This window comes from Vibrio comitans (genome assembly GCA_024346835.1).
GTDB lineage: Bacteria > Pseudomonadota > Gammaproteobacteria > Enterobacterales > Vibrionaceae > Vibrio > Vibrio comitans.
In genome coordinates this window covers 1,156,035-1,174,746 of record AP024866.1, presented here as the reverse complement: position 1 = coordinate 1,174,746, position 18,712 = coordinate 1,156,035, and the positions used below count along the sequence as shown (strand labels likewise).

Genomic DNA, 18,712 nt, shown 5'->3' with positions numbered 1-18,712 from the left:
AGTGGCCCTAACTAGCCCCGCTTACGTTCTATTTACTCACTCTGGCACTGAACATCGATACTGACACGATGAAACAATTACTATGGATTGTTCAGCCATCAAATACTCACTCGCTGTCGGAATATATTTGAAGCGATTACAAGTCTTAATTTATTCAAAACTAGAAAACTTTCTAGCCACACCTAGTAAATTGCCCAGTACTTACTTAAGCCCTCAACACATAAACTTAATCCAAGTTATCCATTTACCGAAAAATTGAAAGCTAAATAAAGCGCGAGCTTCTTAAACACAAATAGATGGCATCGACTAGGGTGCTGCTAGTTCTGAATAAAAGCACTAGCTGATGCCGATTAACAAATAAATACCGGGAGAGAGTTATGAAGTTTAATCAAATTGCCAAAGTCTCAACCATAGCGCTAGCATTGGCCTCAGCGTTTGGTTGCTCTGACACTGAAACAGGTGTAGCAGATAAATCAGCTCGACCTGTAAATGTTATACAGCTAGGAAATGTCAATGAGTCCCACTATCAGCACTTTCCGGGTCGCCTTCAATCCGAATACCAAGCAAACGTATCGTTTCGTGTTGCTGGCATGATCGAAGAAGTATTCGTTGCTCCTGGTGACGTGGTATCAAAAGGTCAAAAGCTAGCCAAACTAGATGATCACGATTACAACGTTGTGCTTTTAGAGTTACAAGCTCGTTTATCTGAAGCAGAGTCTGCATATGCTCTGGCAGCATCAGAGTACAAGCGCGTTAAACAGGCTACTTCGGAAAATGCCATAGCGAGTGTCAACCTTGATCGTGCACGCAGTGCTTTCCAACGCTCAAAAGCCGCAATTGAAGTGGTTAAGCAAAATATAGAAAAAGCACGTGATGCGATTCGTTACACCACCCTGTTAGCACCTTTTGATGGTGTCGTTGGAGAGCAATACTCTGAACAATTTGAGCAAATACTGCCAGGTGTGCCGGTATTCAATGTTCACAAGCCGTCTAGTCTGGAGGCTGTAGTTGATGTTCCTGAGACACTGATTACAAAAATTCGTAGTGGACTATCAGCCGAGATTTCTTGGCATGGCTCAACAGACACGTATGTAGCAACAGTATCAGAGATTGGCACCGTTCCTCACCCTATCAAGCAAACTTACACGGTCAGCTTCACAATTGATGACAAAAACCTTAATGAGTTACCGGGTAAAGCCGTTGCTGTTTCTGTGGATCTATTAAGTTCAGCAGGGTCATATTGTGTGCCATACACAGCGTTAAAGGGAGAGAAAGGTCAGTACTCACTGATGATAATCGAGAATGGGCGAGCAATGCAAAAGCCTGTAGAAATCGACCACCTACAAACATCAACCGCGTGCGTTGTGGGCAACTTGTCTGACAATGAGTATCTAGTTACCGCAGGAGTGAGTTATCTAGAAGATAACGATCCGGTCGGTGAAATGATAGACGTAACGACTAAATAGAGGGTAAAGGTATGAATATTGCAGAATTTACTATCAGGCAGCGAACGTTTGTTCTCTTTTTTACCACTTTATGTATTGTTGCTGGCGTCCTTTCATATTTCAAAGTAGGCAAACTTGAAGACCCCACATTTACAGTAAAAAGTGCCGTAGTTGTGACACTTTACCCTGGCGCTTCAGCAAAAGAGGTAGAGGAACACGTAACAGATAAAGTCGAAACTAAACTTCAAGAAATGGGTAGCCTCTTAAGGTTGCGCTCTCTTTCTCGTCCAGGCTCTTCAATGATATTTGTTGATTTAAGAGAAGATATCGTATCAACAGAGCTACCACAACAATGGGATTTGCTGCGTCGCAAGGTAGAAGATGTGAAGCTTACGCTTCCAGTGAGTGCTCAAATTAGTGTTGTACAAGATGAGTTTTCTGAAGTGTACGGCATGCTATTTGCTATGTCTGGTGAAGGCGTTGAGATGTCAGATCTCAAGAACTACGCTGAAGAGTTGCAAAGACGCCTCAAAACAGTGGAAGGAATAAAGAAAATTGAGCTACACGGTGTTCAGCAACAAGTCGTCAATATTGATTTGCCAGAAGAACGTCTAGCTAACTTTAATCTTTCAGCAGGACAGGTTATAGCTCAACTAAATAGCCAAAACACGACTTATGATGCAGGCCGTTTCAAAGCAGGTATCGAGCGCGTACGTATCGCACAAAGTAGTGAGTTTAGAACGGTAGAAGACGTTGCTAATTTTATGATCAAAGGAGGAGTTGGTGACCTTTCTTCGGGTCTTATTCGCCTTGGTGATATTGCAGATATTTCAATGTCTTATAATGAGACTCCTTTAAGTATGACTCGTTTTGATGGTACAGATTCTATCGTACTAGCAGCAAGTCCTGTAAATGGCATTAACGTTGTAGATCTTGGTGATAAGTTGCGCTCAGTTATCAACGAATATCAAGCAACTTTGCCTGTCGGTGTAGAAATCAACGATATCGCTTTTCAGCCAGATGAAGTTCAGAAGTCAATTAATAACTTCGTGACGAACTTGCTTGAAAGTGTCCTGATTGTAGTTGTTGTACTTTGGCTGTTCATGGGCGTTAAGAGCGCAATCATTGTTGGCTCGAGCTTACTAATTACTATTCTGTGTACTTTGGTGTACATGAACATGATGAGCATTGACCTACAACGTGTATCGCTGGGTAGCTTCATCTTGGCACTAGGTATGTTAGTAGACAACGCCATTGTTGTGACAGACTTGTTCATTGTTAAGCTTAACAAAGGGATAGACCGAACCAAAGCAGCTATAGAAGCTGTAAAAGAAACGGCTGTACCGCTATTGGGCGCAACTGTTATCGCGATGATGGGTACTCTACCAGTATTGACCGGCCGGTCTGATGCTTCTGAGTTTGCGGCAAGTCTACCTCAGATTATGATGTCATCTCTGCTTCTATCATGGTTAGTCGCTGTCACAGTCACTGTACTACTTTGCTGGATTTGGATTAAGCCAGCTCCTGAAGGAAACGAGGCTAAAGAATCCAAGTTCGTTGCTCTTTATCGCAAAGCGGTAAGCTGGATGGTAGACAACCCATGGAAAGGACTATCAGCGATAGTACCGGTACTATTAGTCACCGTGTTACTTATCTCTAAAATCACCGTTGTATTTATGCCAGCATCGGATCGTGCGATTGTATTCCTAGATTACTGGTTGCCGAACGGAGCACAAATTGAGCAGACATCCCAGGATATGCAGCAAATTGAGCAGTGGCTACTTGAACAACCAGAGGTTGTCAATATTTCAACTTTCGTTGGTGCTAGTGCCCCTCGCTTCTCAGTAACCGTTGAGCCGGAACCATTTGACCCGAGTTATGGCCAGTTCCTAATCAATACCAAGGATTATGCTTCGATTAAGGTGCTACAAGAGCGTGGTGACAAATGGTTGAAAGAAAACTTTACCAATGCAGAACCTCGCTTCCGCAACTTGAAGTTGGCTACCAAAGATAAGTTTAGTATTGAAGCCCGCTTTAGCGGTCCAGACCCTAAAGTATTGAAGGAGCTATCACATCAAGCTGAAGAAATCTTAAAGCAAAACCCTTACGCGACTTATATTCGCAATGATTGGAGACAAGAAAGCAAGGTACTAAAACCGATTATTAACGAAGATAAAATGCGTCGTGCTGGTATCAACCGCACAGATATTGCAATCGCTCTAAAACGTGCTTCAGAGGGCTTCCCTGTGAGTCAAATGAAGATGGAAAACGAGATCATTCCAATTCGCGTGCGTGGTATTGGTGCTGACATGAGTGTTCTAAACACTATTCCAGTTCAATCACTACTTGGAGTACATAACGTACCACTAGGTCAACTGGTCGATGGTTTTGAGTTTACTACCGAAGACTCAATGATTTGGCGTCGCAACCGTGTGCCGACTATTACCTCACAAGCAGGTGTTGTTGGAGCAACAGTCGCGGTCGCAAGAGAGTATAGCCTAGAAGCAATCGAAGCTATTGAGCTACCACCTGGCTATTCCCTTGAATGGGGTGGTGAGTACTATGATGAGCACAAAACGATAGTTGATACTTTAATGGAGTTACCTACAGCTCTAGTCGTGATGGTCATTATTATGGTGGCTATGTTTAACGGTTTTAAACAGCCTATCATCATATTTGGAACCGTGCCGTTAGCTGCAACAGGTGTGGTTGGCATGCTACTACTACTGGGCAAGCCATTTGGGTTTATGGCGTTAGTCGGTGCAATTTGTTTGTCGGGTATGATTATTAAGAACGGTATCGTATTGATGGATCAGATTGAATTGGAACGCAAGAATGGTGCATCACTCTCTGATGCAATAAAAGAAGCCACCATGAATCGAACAATGGCAATTACTATGGGCGCACTGACAACAATGTTAGGAATGATGCCACTACTAACTGACCTTCTGTTCGACCAAATGGCTGCAACAGTGATTGGTGGTCTGCTCGCAGCAACTGTACTGTCACTATTTGTTATGCCAGCGCTCTATAAAGTCTTCTATCAAAACGAAGAGAAGCAGGAGCAAGAAGCCGAAACACTACAAGTCATTGAGGAATAACAGCATGAAACTACGTAAATTATCACCGATTATTTTGAGTATGGTTCTAGCTGGCTGCGCTGTTGGTCCTGAATACCAGGCGCCTCAAGATACTGTGGGAAGCGCGTTTTTGGTAGAGCAAGTTGAAGGGACACAAGCTAGCGATGAGACAGTTACAGCGGGTTGGTGGGCTCAGTTTGATGATGAGACACTAAACGAGCTAGTGAAAGTTGCACAAAATGAGAACATATCATTGCTGATTGCGGCTGAACGCGTGAAGTCAGCGCAAGCATATCAGCGCGCTATAGAATCTTTCAAGGTGCCAACCATTAGCGTAAACATGGGAGCCACGACGTACGGTTTTAGTGAGAATGACCCTTTGGTTGGTCCACTGGTTACTCCAGGGGGATTAGGGCAAATTAACCAAGCAATTGGCCAAGATACGTTAATCGATAGTAGCTATGATTTTACATCCGTGAGTGCCAATATCTCTTGGGAATTGGATGTCTTTAACCGCCTAGAGTATCAAGCGCAATCTGCTGAGGCGCGAGCAGAGCAAGTAGAGATTATGCGTGAAGGCATGGTGACCTTAATAACTTCAGATGTTATTCATAACTACTTCCAGTTCCGAGGGGCGGAAGAACGCAAGCAAATAGCATTAGAAACTCAAGAGTCACAACAAGAAACGTTAAAATTAGTACAAAGTTTGGTGAGAAATGGCTATGGCTCGGACCTAGACCTTGCACAAGCTAAGGCAGCCCTATCAGCAACGAAAGCATTGTTGCCACAGTTAGATATTGCTATGAAGGTACACAAACAGCGTTTGGCTATCTTGCTAGGCAAAAGTGCAACGGAGATGGATATCTTGCTAGCAGAACCTGGCAAGGTGCCTGATTTCAAGGGCACAGTGCCTATTGGCTTACCATCTGATGTGTTACAAAGCCGCCCAGATATTCGTATTGCCGAGAAGGAAATGGTTGCCATCAATGCAGATGTTGGCGCAGCAGTAGCAAACAAGTATCCACGTTTCTACCTAACCGGCTCACCGGGTCTATTAGCGGGTGACTTTAGTGACTTGTTTAGCAGTGACTCTGCAGCTTGGGTCGCAAGTGTCGGAGCAAGCTGGACTGTATTTGATGGGGGGCGTTCTGACGCTATGGTAGAGTTGCAAGAGTCTCGCTTTAATGCTGCTGCACTTAGCTATGAGCAAACTGTCAATACGGCAATCAGCGAGGTTGAAACCCTGCTCTATACCTATGGCAGTAGCCAAGAAGCTGAAACCTACGTTGCTGATACTCTAGTAGAAGCAGATAATGCAGTCGCTAAAGCTGATTCGCTGTACCGCGCAGGGCTAGTAGACTACATATCCGTTTTGGATGCTCAGCGCCAGCAGAAGGTCATTCGTGATGCACAGGTATCGGCTAATCTGCAAACGTCACAGGTGCTAGTAAGTTTGCACAAGGCTCTGGGTGGTAACTGGGAAATTGAACCTCAACAATCAAACACAGAGGGTGAAGATTAACTTTGCACCACTGACACTGGCAGTTTCTGATTGCCAGTGTCAATCCCCATTCATAACCCGAAAATCCTTCTTCCCTACCTAGTAATTCTTCGAGTACTTCAGTACCCCCACAAGTCTTATAGTTCATATATACCTTGATGAATGCCCCATTTGCGCAGCTCGCACAAGCTTATAGGCGGCAGTTATCAGTGAATCCGAAGTAAGAATTATAAGGAGTCATTATGAGCTTAGTCAGCCTCCCATTTGTGGAAAGTGGCGCAGATATTGGATTGCATGTGGTTGCGACAGTCGTACTTGTTGGGTCATTGGTTGCGATATGTATCGCGTTCTGGAAATTACACGAGTTACCTATCCATAAGGCTCATAGCAGTGGGCATCACCAGATAGGACTCATCACAATTTTAACCTGGATAGGATTTGTTTGGCACTGGGTATGGGTATTGGCCATCATTGCCGCCTTTCTGGATGTTGAAGGTGCCATTATCCGAGTCAGAGATATATGGCGTCACGGTTCTTTAGATAAAGCAGGCAACCCAATCACAAAAGAAGGAAAAGAGTCATGTTAGAAGGTCTAGCCATTTGGGCTCTATTTATCTATATACTCCGACTATTAGGAGTGCCGTGGGGCAAACCATTTAAAGCTTTTGCTTATATTGGTGGTGGCTTATGGCTCGGGTTCGTGTGGATAGGTCTAATCAACTATACGCCTATGGATATGTCTGGCGGATCGGTAGTGCAATCCCCTCACGTACAGTTGAGACCGGGTAATACTGGGATTAAGGGTAAAGTGAAAAAGGTCCACATCGAGCCAAATACTGAAGTGAAAAAAGGCGATTTAATCTTTGAAATAGACCCTGAAATTTATGAAATTGCACGAGATAAAGCAGCGACGCAGCTAAAGGCTGCAGAAGTGGCGTACAACGTGGCGAGCGAAGATATCCAGCTTTCTGAAACGGATTACAACACGACGCTGATTAACCTTGATATTGCCAAGGTTGAATTGTCGTCAGCAATCAAAGAGTACAAGCTGCAAAAAACCACCCTAACTCGTTATCAAAAACAGAATGCTAAAGCAAAACACACTGTCACTGAAAGCCTTATGGATGAGCAGAGCACTGTTGTGGCATTGGCAGAAAATAAAATATCGTCATTACGCAGTCAAATAGCACGTAGCGAAGTAGAAATTGCGCGAGCTAAGGTCAATGTAGATAAGTCAAAATTGCATCTAATGAATGCACAGGCTGATCTTGAAGAAGCAAAAGAACGCTTGGCTGAAGCACAATGGAACCTTGACGAGACGAGGGTTTACGCACCAGCTGATGGTTTTGTCACTAACTTCATACTTCGTGAAGGCCAGTACGTGGGAATCTTGTCGCGTATGCAGATGTACACCCACGAGAAATACGTTTTGATGCGTGTTAATCACCAAGCTATCCGAAATATAAAACCAGGTCAAATGGCAGAATTTGCATCTCCTGTATACCCAGGTAAAGTGTTCTCTGCAGAAGTACAAGGTATTGTTGAGGCCACAGGTGAAGCACAAGCGGGTAGTATGGGGCGTGAGGCTTCAGTATCTGAGACGACGGTAAAGAATGCTCGTAACAAATTCCATTTTGTTCGTCTGAAACTGAATGAACCTGAAGGCTATGATATCCCTGTTGGTGCTGTCGGTCTGGCGTGGGTGAGTGGCGAAAAACCTCATCCCTTCTTATCATTCCTCGATGCTATTCGTGGCATCATTCTAAGAATGAAAGCTCAGATCTACTACGTATACTCTTTGTAATTATGAACAAGGTCCTGAATTAGATTCAGGACCTTGTTGGTATTCGAGGCCACCAGTTATTTTCAGATTCCTTGCCTTCACAATATTTTATCGAACATCTAAGCGCTAATACCCTTCTAGAAATCTGATTCGAGACTTCGGTAATGAAGAACCTAACTTGACCATTTTGCTCGCGAAGCAATATCGACACTAATAATAGAACCACTGCTAAAAATGAGCCTCATAAAAGTCATTGTATCTAAGCTCAATACCTTACTTCACTATTCATATCACAAACTCTCTCGCTTTCTAAGAACACTCGTAATTTGAACTGCGTTAACTGGTACTTTTACGAGGAGTTATTTAACACTACTGCAGTAGAATTTCAGTAGTACTTAGAGTGAGAGTAACATTATGGAATTCGACGGCAATATTTTAAATTTAGGCTCGTTCTTTACCGTGACTATGGGCATCATAGTTCTGTTCTTTGGTAAACGAATGAATCAACTAATCCCTTTTTTACGCGAGTTTAGTATCCCAGAACCTGTATCGGGTGGGATATTAGTCTCGATCATAATCGCATTGATTTATCAATTTACCGCAGTTGAGGTGCAATTTGACTTAATGGCTCGTGATGTGCTTCTAGTGTATTTCTTCACTACAATCGGCATTAATGCGCATTTCAAAGACTTACTAAAAGGTGGTAAGCCTTTATTAATTCTTTTGGGAGTCACCATCGCCTTTATGATCATGCAGAACGTTGTAGGCGTGACAACGGCAAGTTTACTTGGCCTTGAACCGGTAGTGGGCCTGCTGTCTGGTAGCGTTTCTTTAATTGGCGGTCATGGTACTGCTATTGCATGGGCTCCACGTATTGAGGAAATGTTAGGCATTGAAAATGCTATGGAGATTGGTATCGCCAGCGCTACATTTGGTTTGATATTAGCTAGTATGATGGGTGGACCAATCGCAAAGTTCTTGATTAAACGTTACAACCTAAAAGCAAATGAAAATCAGGCAGTTGACCAAGAAGAAGACACCAAAGACGAAACGGAATCTTTAACCTCATTTGCGTTCCTTGACTCTGTGTTGGCTATTCATATTTGCATCATTGTTGGTGTTCTACTTGATGAAGCAATTAGTCAGACTGGTTTACAGTTGCCATTGTTCGTGTCGTGTCTGTTTGCGGGCATCTTGATTACTAACTTAATCCCAGACAGCTACCCTCGTATCAGTGGTACTAAGTGGCCAACTCGCACTCAATCGATTAGCTTGATTGCTGATATTTCTTTGGGTTCTTTCCTCGCTATGTCATTAATGAGCATGCAATTGTGGACCCTAGTAGAGCTAGCAGGCCCTATTTTAATTATCTTGACGATGCAGTTCATTTTAGCTGTGTTGACGGCGTCAATCATCGTATTTAAGGCTATGGGTAAAACCTATGATGCCGCAGTGGTATGTGCTGGTTTCGGCGGGATTTCATTAGGTTCAACACCTACTGCTATGGCCAATATGTCATCAATTACTGCTAAGTATGGTTATTCAGCCCAAGCATTCATCATTGTACCCCTGGTGTGTGCCTTCTTTATTGATTTAGCTAATGCACTCATTATTCCTTACTTTTTGAAAATGATGTAGATGAAGATCGCTGAGGGTGTGCGAAAGCCACCCTTCGCTTCAGTTGAATGGGTATGAATCGCACAGAGGAAATGGGTATGAACATAAACAAGTTAATCGCATTAGTATTAGCAAGTGTTTCGCTAATGGGTTGTAGCGCAAAAAATGTAGTGAGCAACCAACAGCAAAAAGTTTATACCAATAACAGTGCTTATTCTGCTGAAAACTTTGGCCAACACCATGACGAAGTGACACTGATTCTTTCATTCTCTGGCGGTGGTACACGTGCAGCTGCGCTGTCATACGGAGTCCTTGAGGCGTTGCGTGATACCACCATCCATATCGCCGGACAAGATATTCGTCTTCTTGATGAAGTAGATATGATCAGTTCAGTCTCTGGAGGGAGCTTTACCGCAGCCTATTACGGGCTTTATGGTGAGCAAACTTTCGATAATTACAAAGAGACTTTTTTATATCATGAGGTGACCGATGATCTTGCCTCTCTTTTTCTTTCACCCCTGCGGTGGTTTTCTACCAAGACGCGAACCCGTCTAGCTGAGGACTACTACAAAAACAATATCTTTGGTGACAAGACCTTCGCTGATATTTCTCGTGATAATTCGCCATATATAGTAATTAATTCGACAGACCTATCCACTGGAACCCGCTTTTCTTTCACACAGGGCTACTTTGACATGCTTTGCTCTGACCTTAATTCCTATTCAATTTCTAGTGCGGTAACTGCTTCATCTGCTGTTCCGTTGTTGTTTACTCCTGTCGTTATTGAGAACAGAGACGATTGTGTGACTCAAATCGACAAAGATGTAATGTTTGATACATCTAATTACCGCAATAGAAATGCTGTTTCCACCATAGAGCAATATCAAGACAAAGAAGCGGTTAAGTATGTGCACCTAGTTGATGGTGGTATTACCGATAACCTTGGATTGGTTGCTGTTTATGAAATGGTCGAGTATCTGAGGCTAAATAAATCCAAGAGCCTAGACCCTCGTAATAACCGAGGTCAAATTAAACCCCTGATTATAATTTCAGTCGATGCAGCGACAAACCCAGAGCTAGGTATTGCAGACAGTATTGATACACCGGACCTAAAACAAACGGTGGATGCCATTACTGATATTCAGCTTCACCGGTACAATGACTCGACTAAGGACTTAATGATTGAAGCAATGCATGATTGGGGAAGGTTGGCCTCAGAAAAGGGAGACGATGTGACCCCTTACTTTGTTGAAGTGAGCTTTACTAAGACCCTAGATAGAGACAAAAAATTCCTGCTAAATCAGATCCGTACTGATTTTAACTTATCTAATGACAATGTTGACTTGCTGGTTGATGAGGGCTACCAACAACTGAATTTAGACTCAACATTTCAAGAATTTATTCATGCACACTCTTTTGACGCAAGTCGCTCTGAACACTCACAAACTCTGCTCACAGCAGATGAGGAGATCTAATGAAAATTAACTGGTTGCTACTTATCCTTTTCCCCTTTGCGAGTCTCGCGGAAACTAATTGCTGGCAAATTGACGATGATAATGAGCGCTTATCGTGTTACGACAGTATTGGTGCGAAACCTGAAACTATCACCTCTGAAGATGAGTTTGATCTCGATAGTATGAGCTTTCATCAAGTAGTAGACTATATAAATAACCAAGGGATATTTAAACTTACACCGCACCAACCTAATTATATCCTGCCATTATCATATAACGATAAACCTAATAAAGACTATTGGGAGTCAGTCAGGCCCGGCTCTAATATTGATGATATTGAAGTAAAATTTCAATTCAGTGGTAAGTTGAAGCTGTGGAATGATTTTTATAGCGATTGGGATATGTGGTTTGGCTATACACAAACCTCATGGTGGCAATTGTACAATAAGAAAGAGTCGGCACCATTTCGTGACACCAACTATAGCCCCGAGTTTATTGTCAGTACCTATCCCAACGTCTCTTTTCTCGGCTTCGACTTAGTTCAGGCGGACTACGCTTTTATCCATCAATCTAATGGACGCTCTGAACCTTACTCACGCAGCTGGAATAGAGTTTACGCAAACTTTGAGTTTGTTCGTGATGATTTTGTCATCGGAATTAAACCTTGGTACCGAATCCCCGAGGATGATGAGGATGATGACAACCCAGATATTAATGATTATTTGGGCTATGGTGAAGTCATTCTTGGTTACAAGGACGGTGGCAATTTCTATAGTATGCTACTTCGTAATAATATCAGTAGCGATAGCAAAGGGGCTGTTGAGTTAAATGCAGCAGTACCTATCTTTGATACCGTTAAACTGTATGCCCAATATTATTACGGTTATGGAGAAAGCCTTATCGACTACGACCATAGAGTGAATCGCTTCAGTATTGGTATTTTGATCTATGATGTCATCTAATTACTACTTACATGTATCAACACTATCTACTTCACGAGAGCGATACAGGGAGTATTGCGTTTTTTATTGATGATGAGAACAAGAGCAGAGTCTGGAAGTATAGTATTGTCGCAGCTCTTTGCTAACTAGAAAGGCATTTACTAGCTAGCTTTTAATTAGCACTAATACCATACGAAAACAACTCACCAAATAACTAGGAAGGCAACTATACCAGGCTGCAACAGACCCTGTGTTACTGCCATTTTGTTAGCATGCTTTTTTAGAAACCCCTCGAACTGAAAAAGAGCCCCCCCCATAGTTTAACGTCCGTTGAAAATGGCAGGATTACCCTAGCGATATGTGACAACTAGGCAACAGGATTGGATGTCAATAACTTAACGTTAATAGTAATACTGGAATGAAAATAGTGAAGGCGTGCGAATTCTAACTGAAATATTTGTTGGTTCTATCTATAGACACCCCTTAAATGATGGAATGTCTATGACTGATACATTGGATGAAATAATGTACCTTCTACCTGATTTACTCAACGACGCCATAATACGTCGCTCCAAAATGTATTTCATGTTTCTAGTGTACTTTGCAACAACAGGTTGTTTCTTTTCGCAAAATTAGACAAGGTATCATATTTATTTAAGTTGAGTTTATCAGATATCCGATAGCGATGTGACTCTATTGTTCTTACGCTTAAGTTAAGGGCGATTGAAATGTTTTTCGTTGACATTCCACTGCCAATCATTCGTAGTACCTCTAACTGTCGCTTGGTTAGAAATCGTAGTTTTTCACTAGCTAATATTCTCGACTCTGATTCTATTTCGCACAATTTATTAGATATTGAACCGTAAAGATTCATAAACCACAGAGAACCAATTAATTTCAAAGAGTTTATTAATGCTAAAGAAAATCTCTTATCTTCAAATCTACTCACGCTTAGCCCTGCATTTAGTTGGCCAAACGTCCTTATTGGAATAACAATATGCCACTTCACACCATCAAACTCTAGCAAGCGCAAAGTATTAATTGGACTGGATTTCATTTCATCTCGACTAAAGATGTGGTAAGTATTCCCATCATTGGTCATTGAGATATAGTCTTGTAATGATGTGCTGATATCTTTTTCTAATACGTGCCCTCCCACATCGCCTCGCTGTATTGATATAAGCTCTTCAATTTCTATGTTGATGTTAGGAAACGGGTATAGACTGAGTCTATCCAGGTCATAAGCATCTAAAGTACGCTCAATACTTAGCATTACCGGGCTCGATAGGTCTGTACCTAAATAAGAAGTGAGCATATTAACCTCTTGCAAAAAGTGTTTTTCATATTCAGTCATGTCTTGCCTCTTCGATGATGGATAATAGAAGTTAGCCGTATAGTAATCTATTTACGTATTAGTATGTAATGACCCATATGTTATTTAGGAAAATTTCATCTTGTAACCGGTATTTTTACTAGCAATAAAATTTAGTGCTAATAACCTTGTCGAATAATGGACACAAATCAAAGGTAGTAGAGCAGAAAGATAATATTAAACTCCTCCTTGTAACTTCCATCTTTAATCTATGGCCAGATCACAAATAATATTAATCACAAAACCACCAAATTTATATCCCTCTCGAAAACCCACTTAATATATTGCTAGAGGACACCACTAGTAAATTAAAACCACTCTACAAGTAAATATACTTTACCCTCTTAGTAAAATATCTAGTTAACCAATGGGGTAAATTAATAAATAATGACCTCATCAAAACGAAGCAATGCAATTGCTAAGAATGATAAATAATATTTTCAATTATCTTTTAATAAGAATCTAAATATGAAAAAACTAACTGCTATCTCATCTGTACTTCTTACTGCTCTTATCTCAGCACCGAGCCTTGCAAATGATCTAGATGTAGATTGGTTCGCAGGTGTGGGTACAGGTTATCAAATTGACGATGTAACAGGTGCAAATGACATGAATGGTGAAGATGTAGCGTTTGAACTACGTGGTGGCGCAATCTTGAATGACCATCACCGTGTTATGGGTACTTATGGCTACATGGATAAGCTAGAGCAACACTCTTTTCTAGCCTCATATGACTACCTATTACCAGTGTACGAGAATGTTAACCTATTCGCTGGTGTTTCTATGGGTGTTGCAGACAGTGAAATCGCTAACGAGAGCTCTACAGAATTCGTTTGGGGTGGCCAAGTAGGTGCTATGTACCAGTTCAACGAGTCATGGTCGGCGGAGCTTTCATACCAATATCTCGATCAAGATTATGAAGAGAACAACACCAAGCTTGAAAACACTCAGCAAATTATGGTGTCAGTAGATTATCACTTCTAAAACCATAGAAAACAATACGACTACGATAGCGGGCACATGCCCGCTCGTTTTTTTAGATCATTCAAATAACCAATCAAATCCTCCTGCAACAAAGCTCATTGGCTTCTATAGTTTTTAAAAATAAGAAGTCAATACAATCCACTCGCCAAATAAGAATGGCTGTATCTAGTAGGAGTTTTTCATGGCAGGGTACCTGCGTCTTCTCATTATCTCTGTTTTTACTTTATTGATTCACGACTGTTGGGCAAAACCGTCAGACAAACATGACTTATTTACAAACGACGAATTGGCCTGGATTGAGAAAAATCCTAGCATTCGCGTCAGCAACTCTACTGACCTCCCCCCGCTGGCATTTAAAAAAGATGGCCAAGTCGTTGGCTACTCCATCGATTATATCGACCTCATAAGCCAAATCACTGGGTTAGCCTTTGTATTCGAGTATCAGGAAGATTGGTCAGAACAATTGCAACAAGCAGAGGAACGCCAACTAGATATGCTGCAATTGGTGCGAGAGAGAGATAGCATTGGGCGCTTTATGGATTTCACTCAGCCCTATATCTCAGGAGGGTCAACTGTGCTCTATGGCAGAGAGGGGCAACCAAGGGTCAGCTCTATCGGTCGTATAAAAGATCAGCCTATCGCCGTACGTAGAGACTTCTTAGAACAGCGTTATTTAAGCACACACTACCCCAATTTAAATTTGATCATCGTCGAATCCACCGGTGAAGGATTAAATGCCGTTCTAGGAGGCGAAGCAGAGTATTTCATCTGTGCTGCTAGCACTTGTGAAACCTATATCTATCAAAACTTTTTATCCAACTTGGAAATCGTGGGAAGTCTTGGCATAGCCGAACTTGAAAAGCAAAATCAGTCTAGGTTTGCCACAAGAAATGATTGGCCAGAACTAAACTCCATCATCAATAAGGCGATCGCTGCTATCACCGCTGAGCAGAAACAAATGCTAAGGGATAAATGGTTCGATAAAAACAATAGACAAAAGCTACTTATAGAAACTCTCACAGATGAAGAGAGGGACTGGATTGAAAGCCATAGTCGTATCGCCTTTAGTTTACCTCTCAAACTCCCCCCTTTCGCCTATGTCATTGATGATCAACCAAAGGGGATAGCCGATGACTTCGTGCGCAGGTTTGAAAAAGAATATGCTATTGAGGCCCACTTCATTGCATATGATAGTTGGAGCGATATCGTCAATGCAGTCATGTCAGGGGAGATCGATTTTGTACCTGGCATGAATATTACTAAAGAGCGCAAACAAAGCCTGCTCTTTACCGACCCTTTCATTGAAATGCCAGCCGCCATTTATACCAAATCAGGAAGAGCTATCTATAGCACCCTACAGCAAGCTAAGGGCAAGAAAATTGGTCTGGCAAAAGGAAGTGCATGGATGACGCCGATCAAGCGAGATTTTCCAGGCTTGCTCGTCGTGGAATACGCAAAATTAGACGATGCCCTACTTGCACTTTCCAATGAGGAGGTAGATCTTACCGTAGTTAATACATTTGTCGCCAAGCATCATATCGTCACCCTAGGCCTTGATGATCTTGTTCGCTCTGGTACCACACAGTACAGACAGGCCACTGCCATCGCCGTTCACCCTTCTAAACCCGAATTAGTAAGCCTATTTAATAAAGTAATCGCATCCGTAGATGAATCACAGATGACGCTCATTCTCGAAAAATGGAACAACATTCAAGTCATTGAGAAAAACCCTTGGCGTGATTTTATTGGCTGGACGGTCCTATTGGTCTTTGCAGTAATATTTATCATACTGCTGTTTAACTACTTGAATAGAAGGAAAAGCATCAGGGTTATAAAGAAAGTCAGCCACAGGCTTTCTAATGCACAGCGTGTAGCCAAGCTTGGTAGCTGGGACGTAGACAGCGATGGCACCATTACTTCGCTCTCGGTAGAGGCAGCTCAAATATTAGGCGTGGCCGAAACCAAGTCAATGAAGCGCATCGATTATGTACAAATGATCTATAACCAAGACAGAAAGCGCTACCTAAAGAACATAGATGACGCACTAGAATCAGGCCTACTCAACGTTGAATATCGCATCATAGTCAATGACAAGCTTAAATGGGTCAAAGAGGTCTCGGAGCTCAAGTTCAACAATAATAACCAGTTCGTTTCTGCCAATACCACCATTCAAGACATTAGTGAGTTCAAGAAACAACAAGAAAAGCTCATCGAAAGCCAAGATGAATTACGGGTTCTAACTTCTAAGCTTCTTAGTGTTCAAGAGGAAGAACGCAAACGAGTCGCAAGAGACCTGCACGATGACCTAAGCCAGCGCTTAGCGGTAGTTGCCATCGATTTGGGAGCAGTACAGATGTCAGTGGAATCTGAGTCATTAATGAATCAAATAAAAGGCATCAAGCAAGCCCTAGGTAAAATAGCCGAAGACACCCACAGCTTATCACGTAGGCTTCACCCTTCGATTCTAGATGACTTAGGCCTTATCGACGCGCTACGCTCTGAGGTACAAAGCTTTGAGCTACGTGAAAAGATCAAAGTTGAGTTTATCCATACCTCAAGGGAGCTAAACCTTCCCAAAGATGTTGCTTTAGTACTGTTTCGCATAGTGCAAGAGGGGCTAAGAAACATCGCCAAATATTCAGAGGCGAACAAAGCTCGAGTGTCGTTTACCCTAATAAAAGACACCCTTGTATTACAAATCCGAGACGATGGAATGGGGTTTGATGTCGAGCAGGCGAAGCGCTCGCCAGGGCTGGGGCTGCAAAGTATGATGGAGCGAGCCAAACTCATTAACGGTGAGTTGCATATACATTCAGAAGAAAACAAAGGCACTACCATTGAGCTCAGCTTAGCTGCTCCAGACGACTTTGTTGCTTAATCGATGGGACTAAATTAAGAAGCTGCGACCCAACAGGGTACATCCATTCATAGGCTCAGCCCATGCCTAAACCTCGGCACGAAACGACTAAGTGGAAGCAATAGCCACGTGGGCGCGAACAAAACAAGCGTGTAAGATCTCCTCAATTTAGCGACAAGGTTATTACTATTGCATTTATGGTGAAACGCGTTTTCTTCGTGCCATTGAGAGTGCTTCAAGGCTTTCAAGACTCAGTATTTTAGATGCCGAACTAGACTAAGCCATTTTTTATAGCAAAAGGCACTAACTCACTGGCATTTTTGAGCTTTAGGATCTCGACCATCTTGTACTTGTGAAATTCAACAGTACGACTTGATACATTTAAAATATTAGCGATTTCTTTCGCTGAATGACTCTCAGCAAGTAGCTGCAAAACCTGTTGCTGTCGAGGTGTAAGTAAACTAATAGGATCCTCAGCTTGGCCCTTATTATTCCTATATGCCTCCATGATATCTGCGGCTAAAGCGGAGGTGATAAAGGTCTTATTCATAAGCACCGTCTTAATAGCGGTGAGCAACTCGTCAGATGCGGAGTGCTTTAATAGATATCCCTTTACTCCCACATCCAAAGCACGCATCGCATACTTTATCTCCGGGTGCATTGTAAGAAGAATAATCTTACAGTCCTTATCTGTAGCCAAAATCTTCTCGGCTGCATTAATACCATTCATTATTGGCATTGAGATGTCCGACACTATCACATCAGGCTTTAACTCCTTAGCCTTCTGCACCAATGCCATCCCGTCCTCTACCAGACCCACAACCTCATACTCGTCGGCCAGCAGATTTTTTATTCCCTCCGCAACCAACACATGATCATCGGCCAACAATACGGTTTTCTTGTTCAAAGCGTGACTCCAAAAATTACATCTACAACCTAAACAGTGTTGTTCTAATGCAGGATAAGGCAAGTTCTCTAGTGATAACGTCTTCTGCGCGAAGATATTAAAGAATATAGAACACTATCAGCCCGATACACCTAAACATCAACTAAAATCTCAACAATTACTGAATTAGTTGATGCCATTAACCAGTCTAGTTCCTTTTTCTAAATCATTGTATTTCTTCATCTAACTTGCAAGTCAAAACGCAAATTTAGCAAGAAAGCGCAACATACAATCCAACCAACAGAGTGAATACTGGTAAATTTTCTAGTACTTCTAGAAAGTGAATAGAACGATACTATTAGATAATCTGAATTCTAATATGCTCGAGGCACACCCTAAATGAAAATAAGCCATATTGGTCACAGTGAGCTTCTAACCGCTATTCAAAGAATGGCGATTGAGCTAGAGCTAGACTGTCAAATAGAGAAGTTCTCTACCCCCATCGAGTATCGAGAAGGGGATTACGATCTGCTTATCGTAGATAGCCAACATTTCAAGCCAATCATATTGCCTAACCTACACCTTCTATATAGCCATGTGCTTGTCCTCGGGCATTACACAGAAGAGTCTATTCAACAAGCTTTCTGCATCAACCAACAGATTAGCTATATTGCGTACAGCAACATCGAAACGGAACTGCCCCGCTACCTCAATCGAATTCTTTCTCAAAGTCATCCTGTGGTCTAAATTGCCACGCCTGATAGCACGCGTATTGTCCAGCTATAACTTCGC

Annotated in this window: 13 protein-coding genes and 1 pseudogene; 12 read left to right on the top strand and 2 right to left on the bottom strand. The window is 42.2% G+C overall.

Translation table 11 applies throughout. The annotated features are described in order from the left end of the window. Nucleotides 1-377 precede the first annotated feature (377 nt). The 8 genes from OCU46_RS05395 (at nt 378) to OCU46_RS05360 (ending at nt 11,842) form a co-directional block, all read left to right on the top strand. Entirely contained in the window at nt 378-1,466 is a 1,089-nt protein-coding gene (locus tag OCU46_RS05395; protein ID WP_141272263.1) for an efflux RND transporter periplasmic adaptor subunit, read from the top strand. 11 nt (nt 1,467-1,477) lie between these two features. Continuing rightward, a complete protein-coding gene (locus OCU46_RS05390) occupies nt 1,478-4,546 on the top strand; it encodes an efflux RND transporter permease subunit (RefSeq protein WP_141272261.1) in 3,069 nt (1,022 codons plus the stop codon). A 4-nt stretch (nt 4,547-4,550) separates the two neighbouring features. After that, nucleotides 4,551-6,047 (top strand): efflux transporter outer membrane subunit, encoded by a 1,497-nt coding sequence (locus OCU46_RS05385; protein WP_141272259.1) that lies wholly within the window; start codon nt 4,551-4,553, stop codon nt 6,045-6,047. A 221-nt stretch (nt 6,048-6,268) separates the two neighbouring features. Then, on the top strand, nt 6,269-6,613 hold the full coding sequence (locus OCU46_RS05380; protein WP_141272257.1) for an MFS transporter: 345 nt from the start codon (nt 6,269-6,271) through the stop codon (nt 6,611-6,613). Continuing rightward, entirely contained in the window at nt 6,607-7,830 is a 1,224-nt protein-coding gene (locus OCU46_RS05375) for an HlyD family secretion protein (RefSeq protein WP_141272255.1), read from the top strand. The genes OCU46_RS05380 and OCU46_RS05375 overlap by 7 nt, the downstream gene beginning before the upstream one ends. Before the next feature lie 393 nt (nt 7,831-8,223). Beyond that, entirely contained in the window at nt 8,224-9,447 is a 1,224-nt protein-coding gene (gltS, locus tag OCU46_RS05370) for a sodium/glutamate symporter (protein WP_141272253.1), read from the top strand. Nucleotides 9,448-9,524: 77 nt separating this feature from the next. Further along, a complete protein-coding gene (locus OCU46_RS05365; protein ID WP_244311438.1) occupies nt 9,525-10,901 on the top strand; it encodes a patatin-like phospholipase family protein in 1,377 nt (458 codons plus the stop codon). After that, complete coding sequence (locus OCU46_RS05360) at nt 10,901-11,842, top strand: phospholipase A (protein WP_141272249.1); 942 nt, start codon at nt 10,901-10,903, stop codon at nt 11,840-11,842. Before OCU46_RS05365 ends, OCU46_RS05360 begins: the two co-directional genes overlap by 1 nt. A gap of 562 nt (nt 11,843-12,404) precedes the next feature. Here the strand turns inward: OCU46_RS05360 and OCU46_RS05355 are convergent. Beyond that, nucleotides 12,405-13,175: a response regulator transcription factor gene (locus OCU46_RS05355; RefSeq protein ID WP_141272247.1), complete on the bottom strand. Its 771-nt coding sequence runs from the start codon at nt 13,173-13,175 to the stop codon at nt 12,405-12,407. A gap of 486 nt (nt 13,176-13,661) precedes the next feature. On the opposite strand from OCU46_RS05355, the gene OCU46_RS05350 reads away from it, so the two are divergent. From OCU46_RS05350 to OCU46_RS20240, 3 genes and pseudogenes are all read left to right on the top strand, one after another. After that, complete coding sequence (locus OCU46_RS05350) at nt 13,662-14,177, top strand: porin family protein (RefSeq protein WP_141272245.1); 516 nt, start codon at nt 13,662-13,664, stop codon at nt 14,175-14,177. Between the two features lie 181 nt (nt 14,178-14,358). Further along, on the top strand, nt 14,359-17,055 hold the full coding sequence (locus OCU46_RS05345) for a sensor histidine kinase (protein ID WP_141272243.1): 2,697 nt from the start codon (nt 14,359-14,361) through the stop codon (nt 17,053-17,055). A 128-nt stretch (nt 17,056-17,183) separates the two neighbouring features. Then, a pseudogene (locus tag OCU46_RS20240) lies at nt 17,184-17,297 on the top strand (IS5/IS1182 family transposase); the annotation flags it as partial. An 8-nt stretch (nt 17,298-17,305) separates the two neighbouring features. Here OCU46_RS20240 and OCU46_RS05335 read toward each other — a convergent pair. Beyond that, nucleotides 17,306-17,941, bottom strand: a complete 636-nt coding sequence (locus tag OCU46_RS05335) for a response regulator (protein ID WP_141272241.1) — start codon at nt 17,939-17,941, stop codon at nt 17,306-17,308. Nucleotides 17,942-18,319: 378 nt separating this feature from the next. On the opposite strand from OCU46_RS05335, the gene OCU46_RS05330 reads away from it, so the two are divergent. Further along, nucleotides 18,320-18,667 (top strand): hypothetical protein, encoded by a 348-nt coding sequence (locus tag OCU46_RS05330; protein ID WP_141272239.1) that lies wholly within the window; start codon nt 18,320-18,322, stop codon nt 18,665-18,667. The last annotated feature ends 45 nt before the right edge of the window (nt 18,668-18,712 follow it).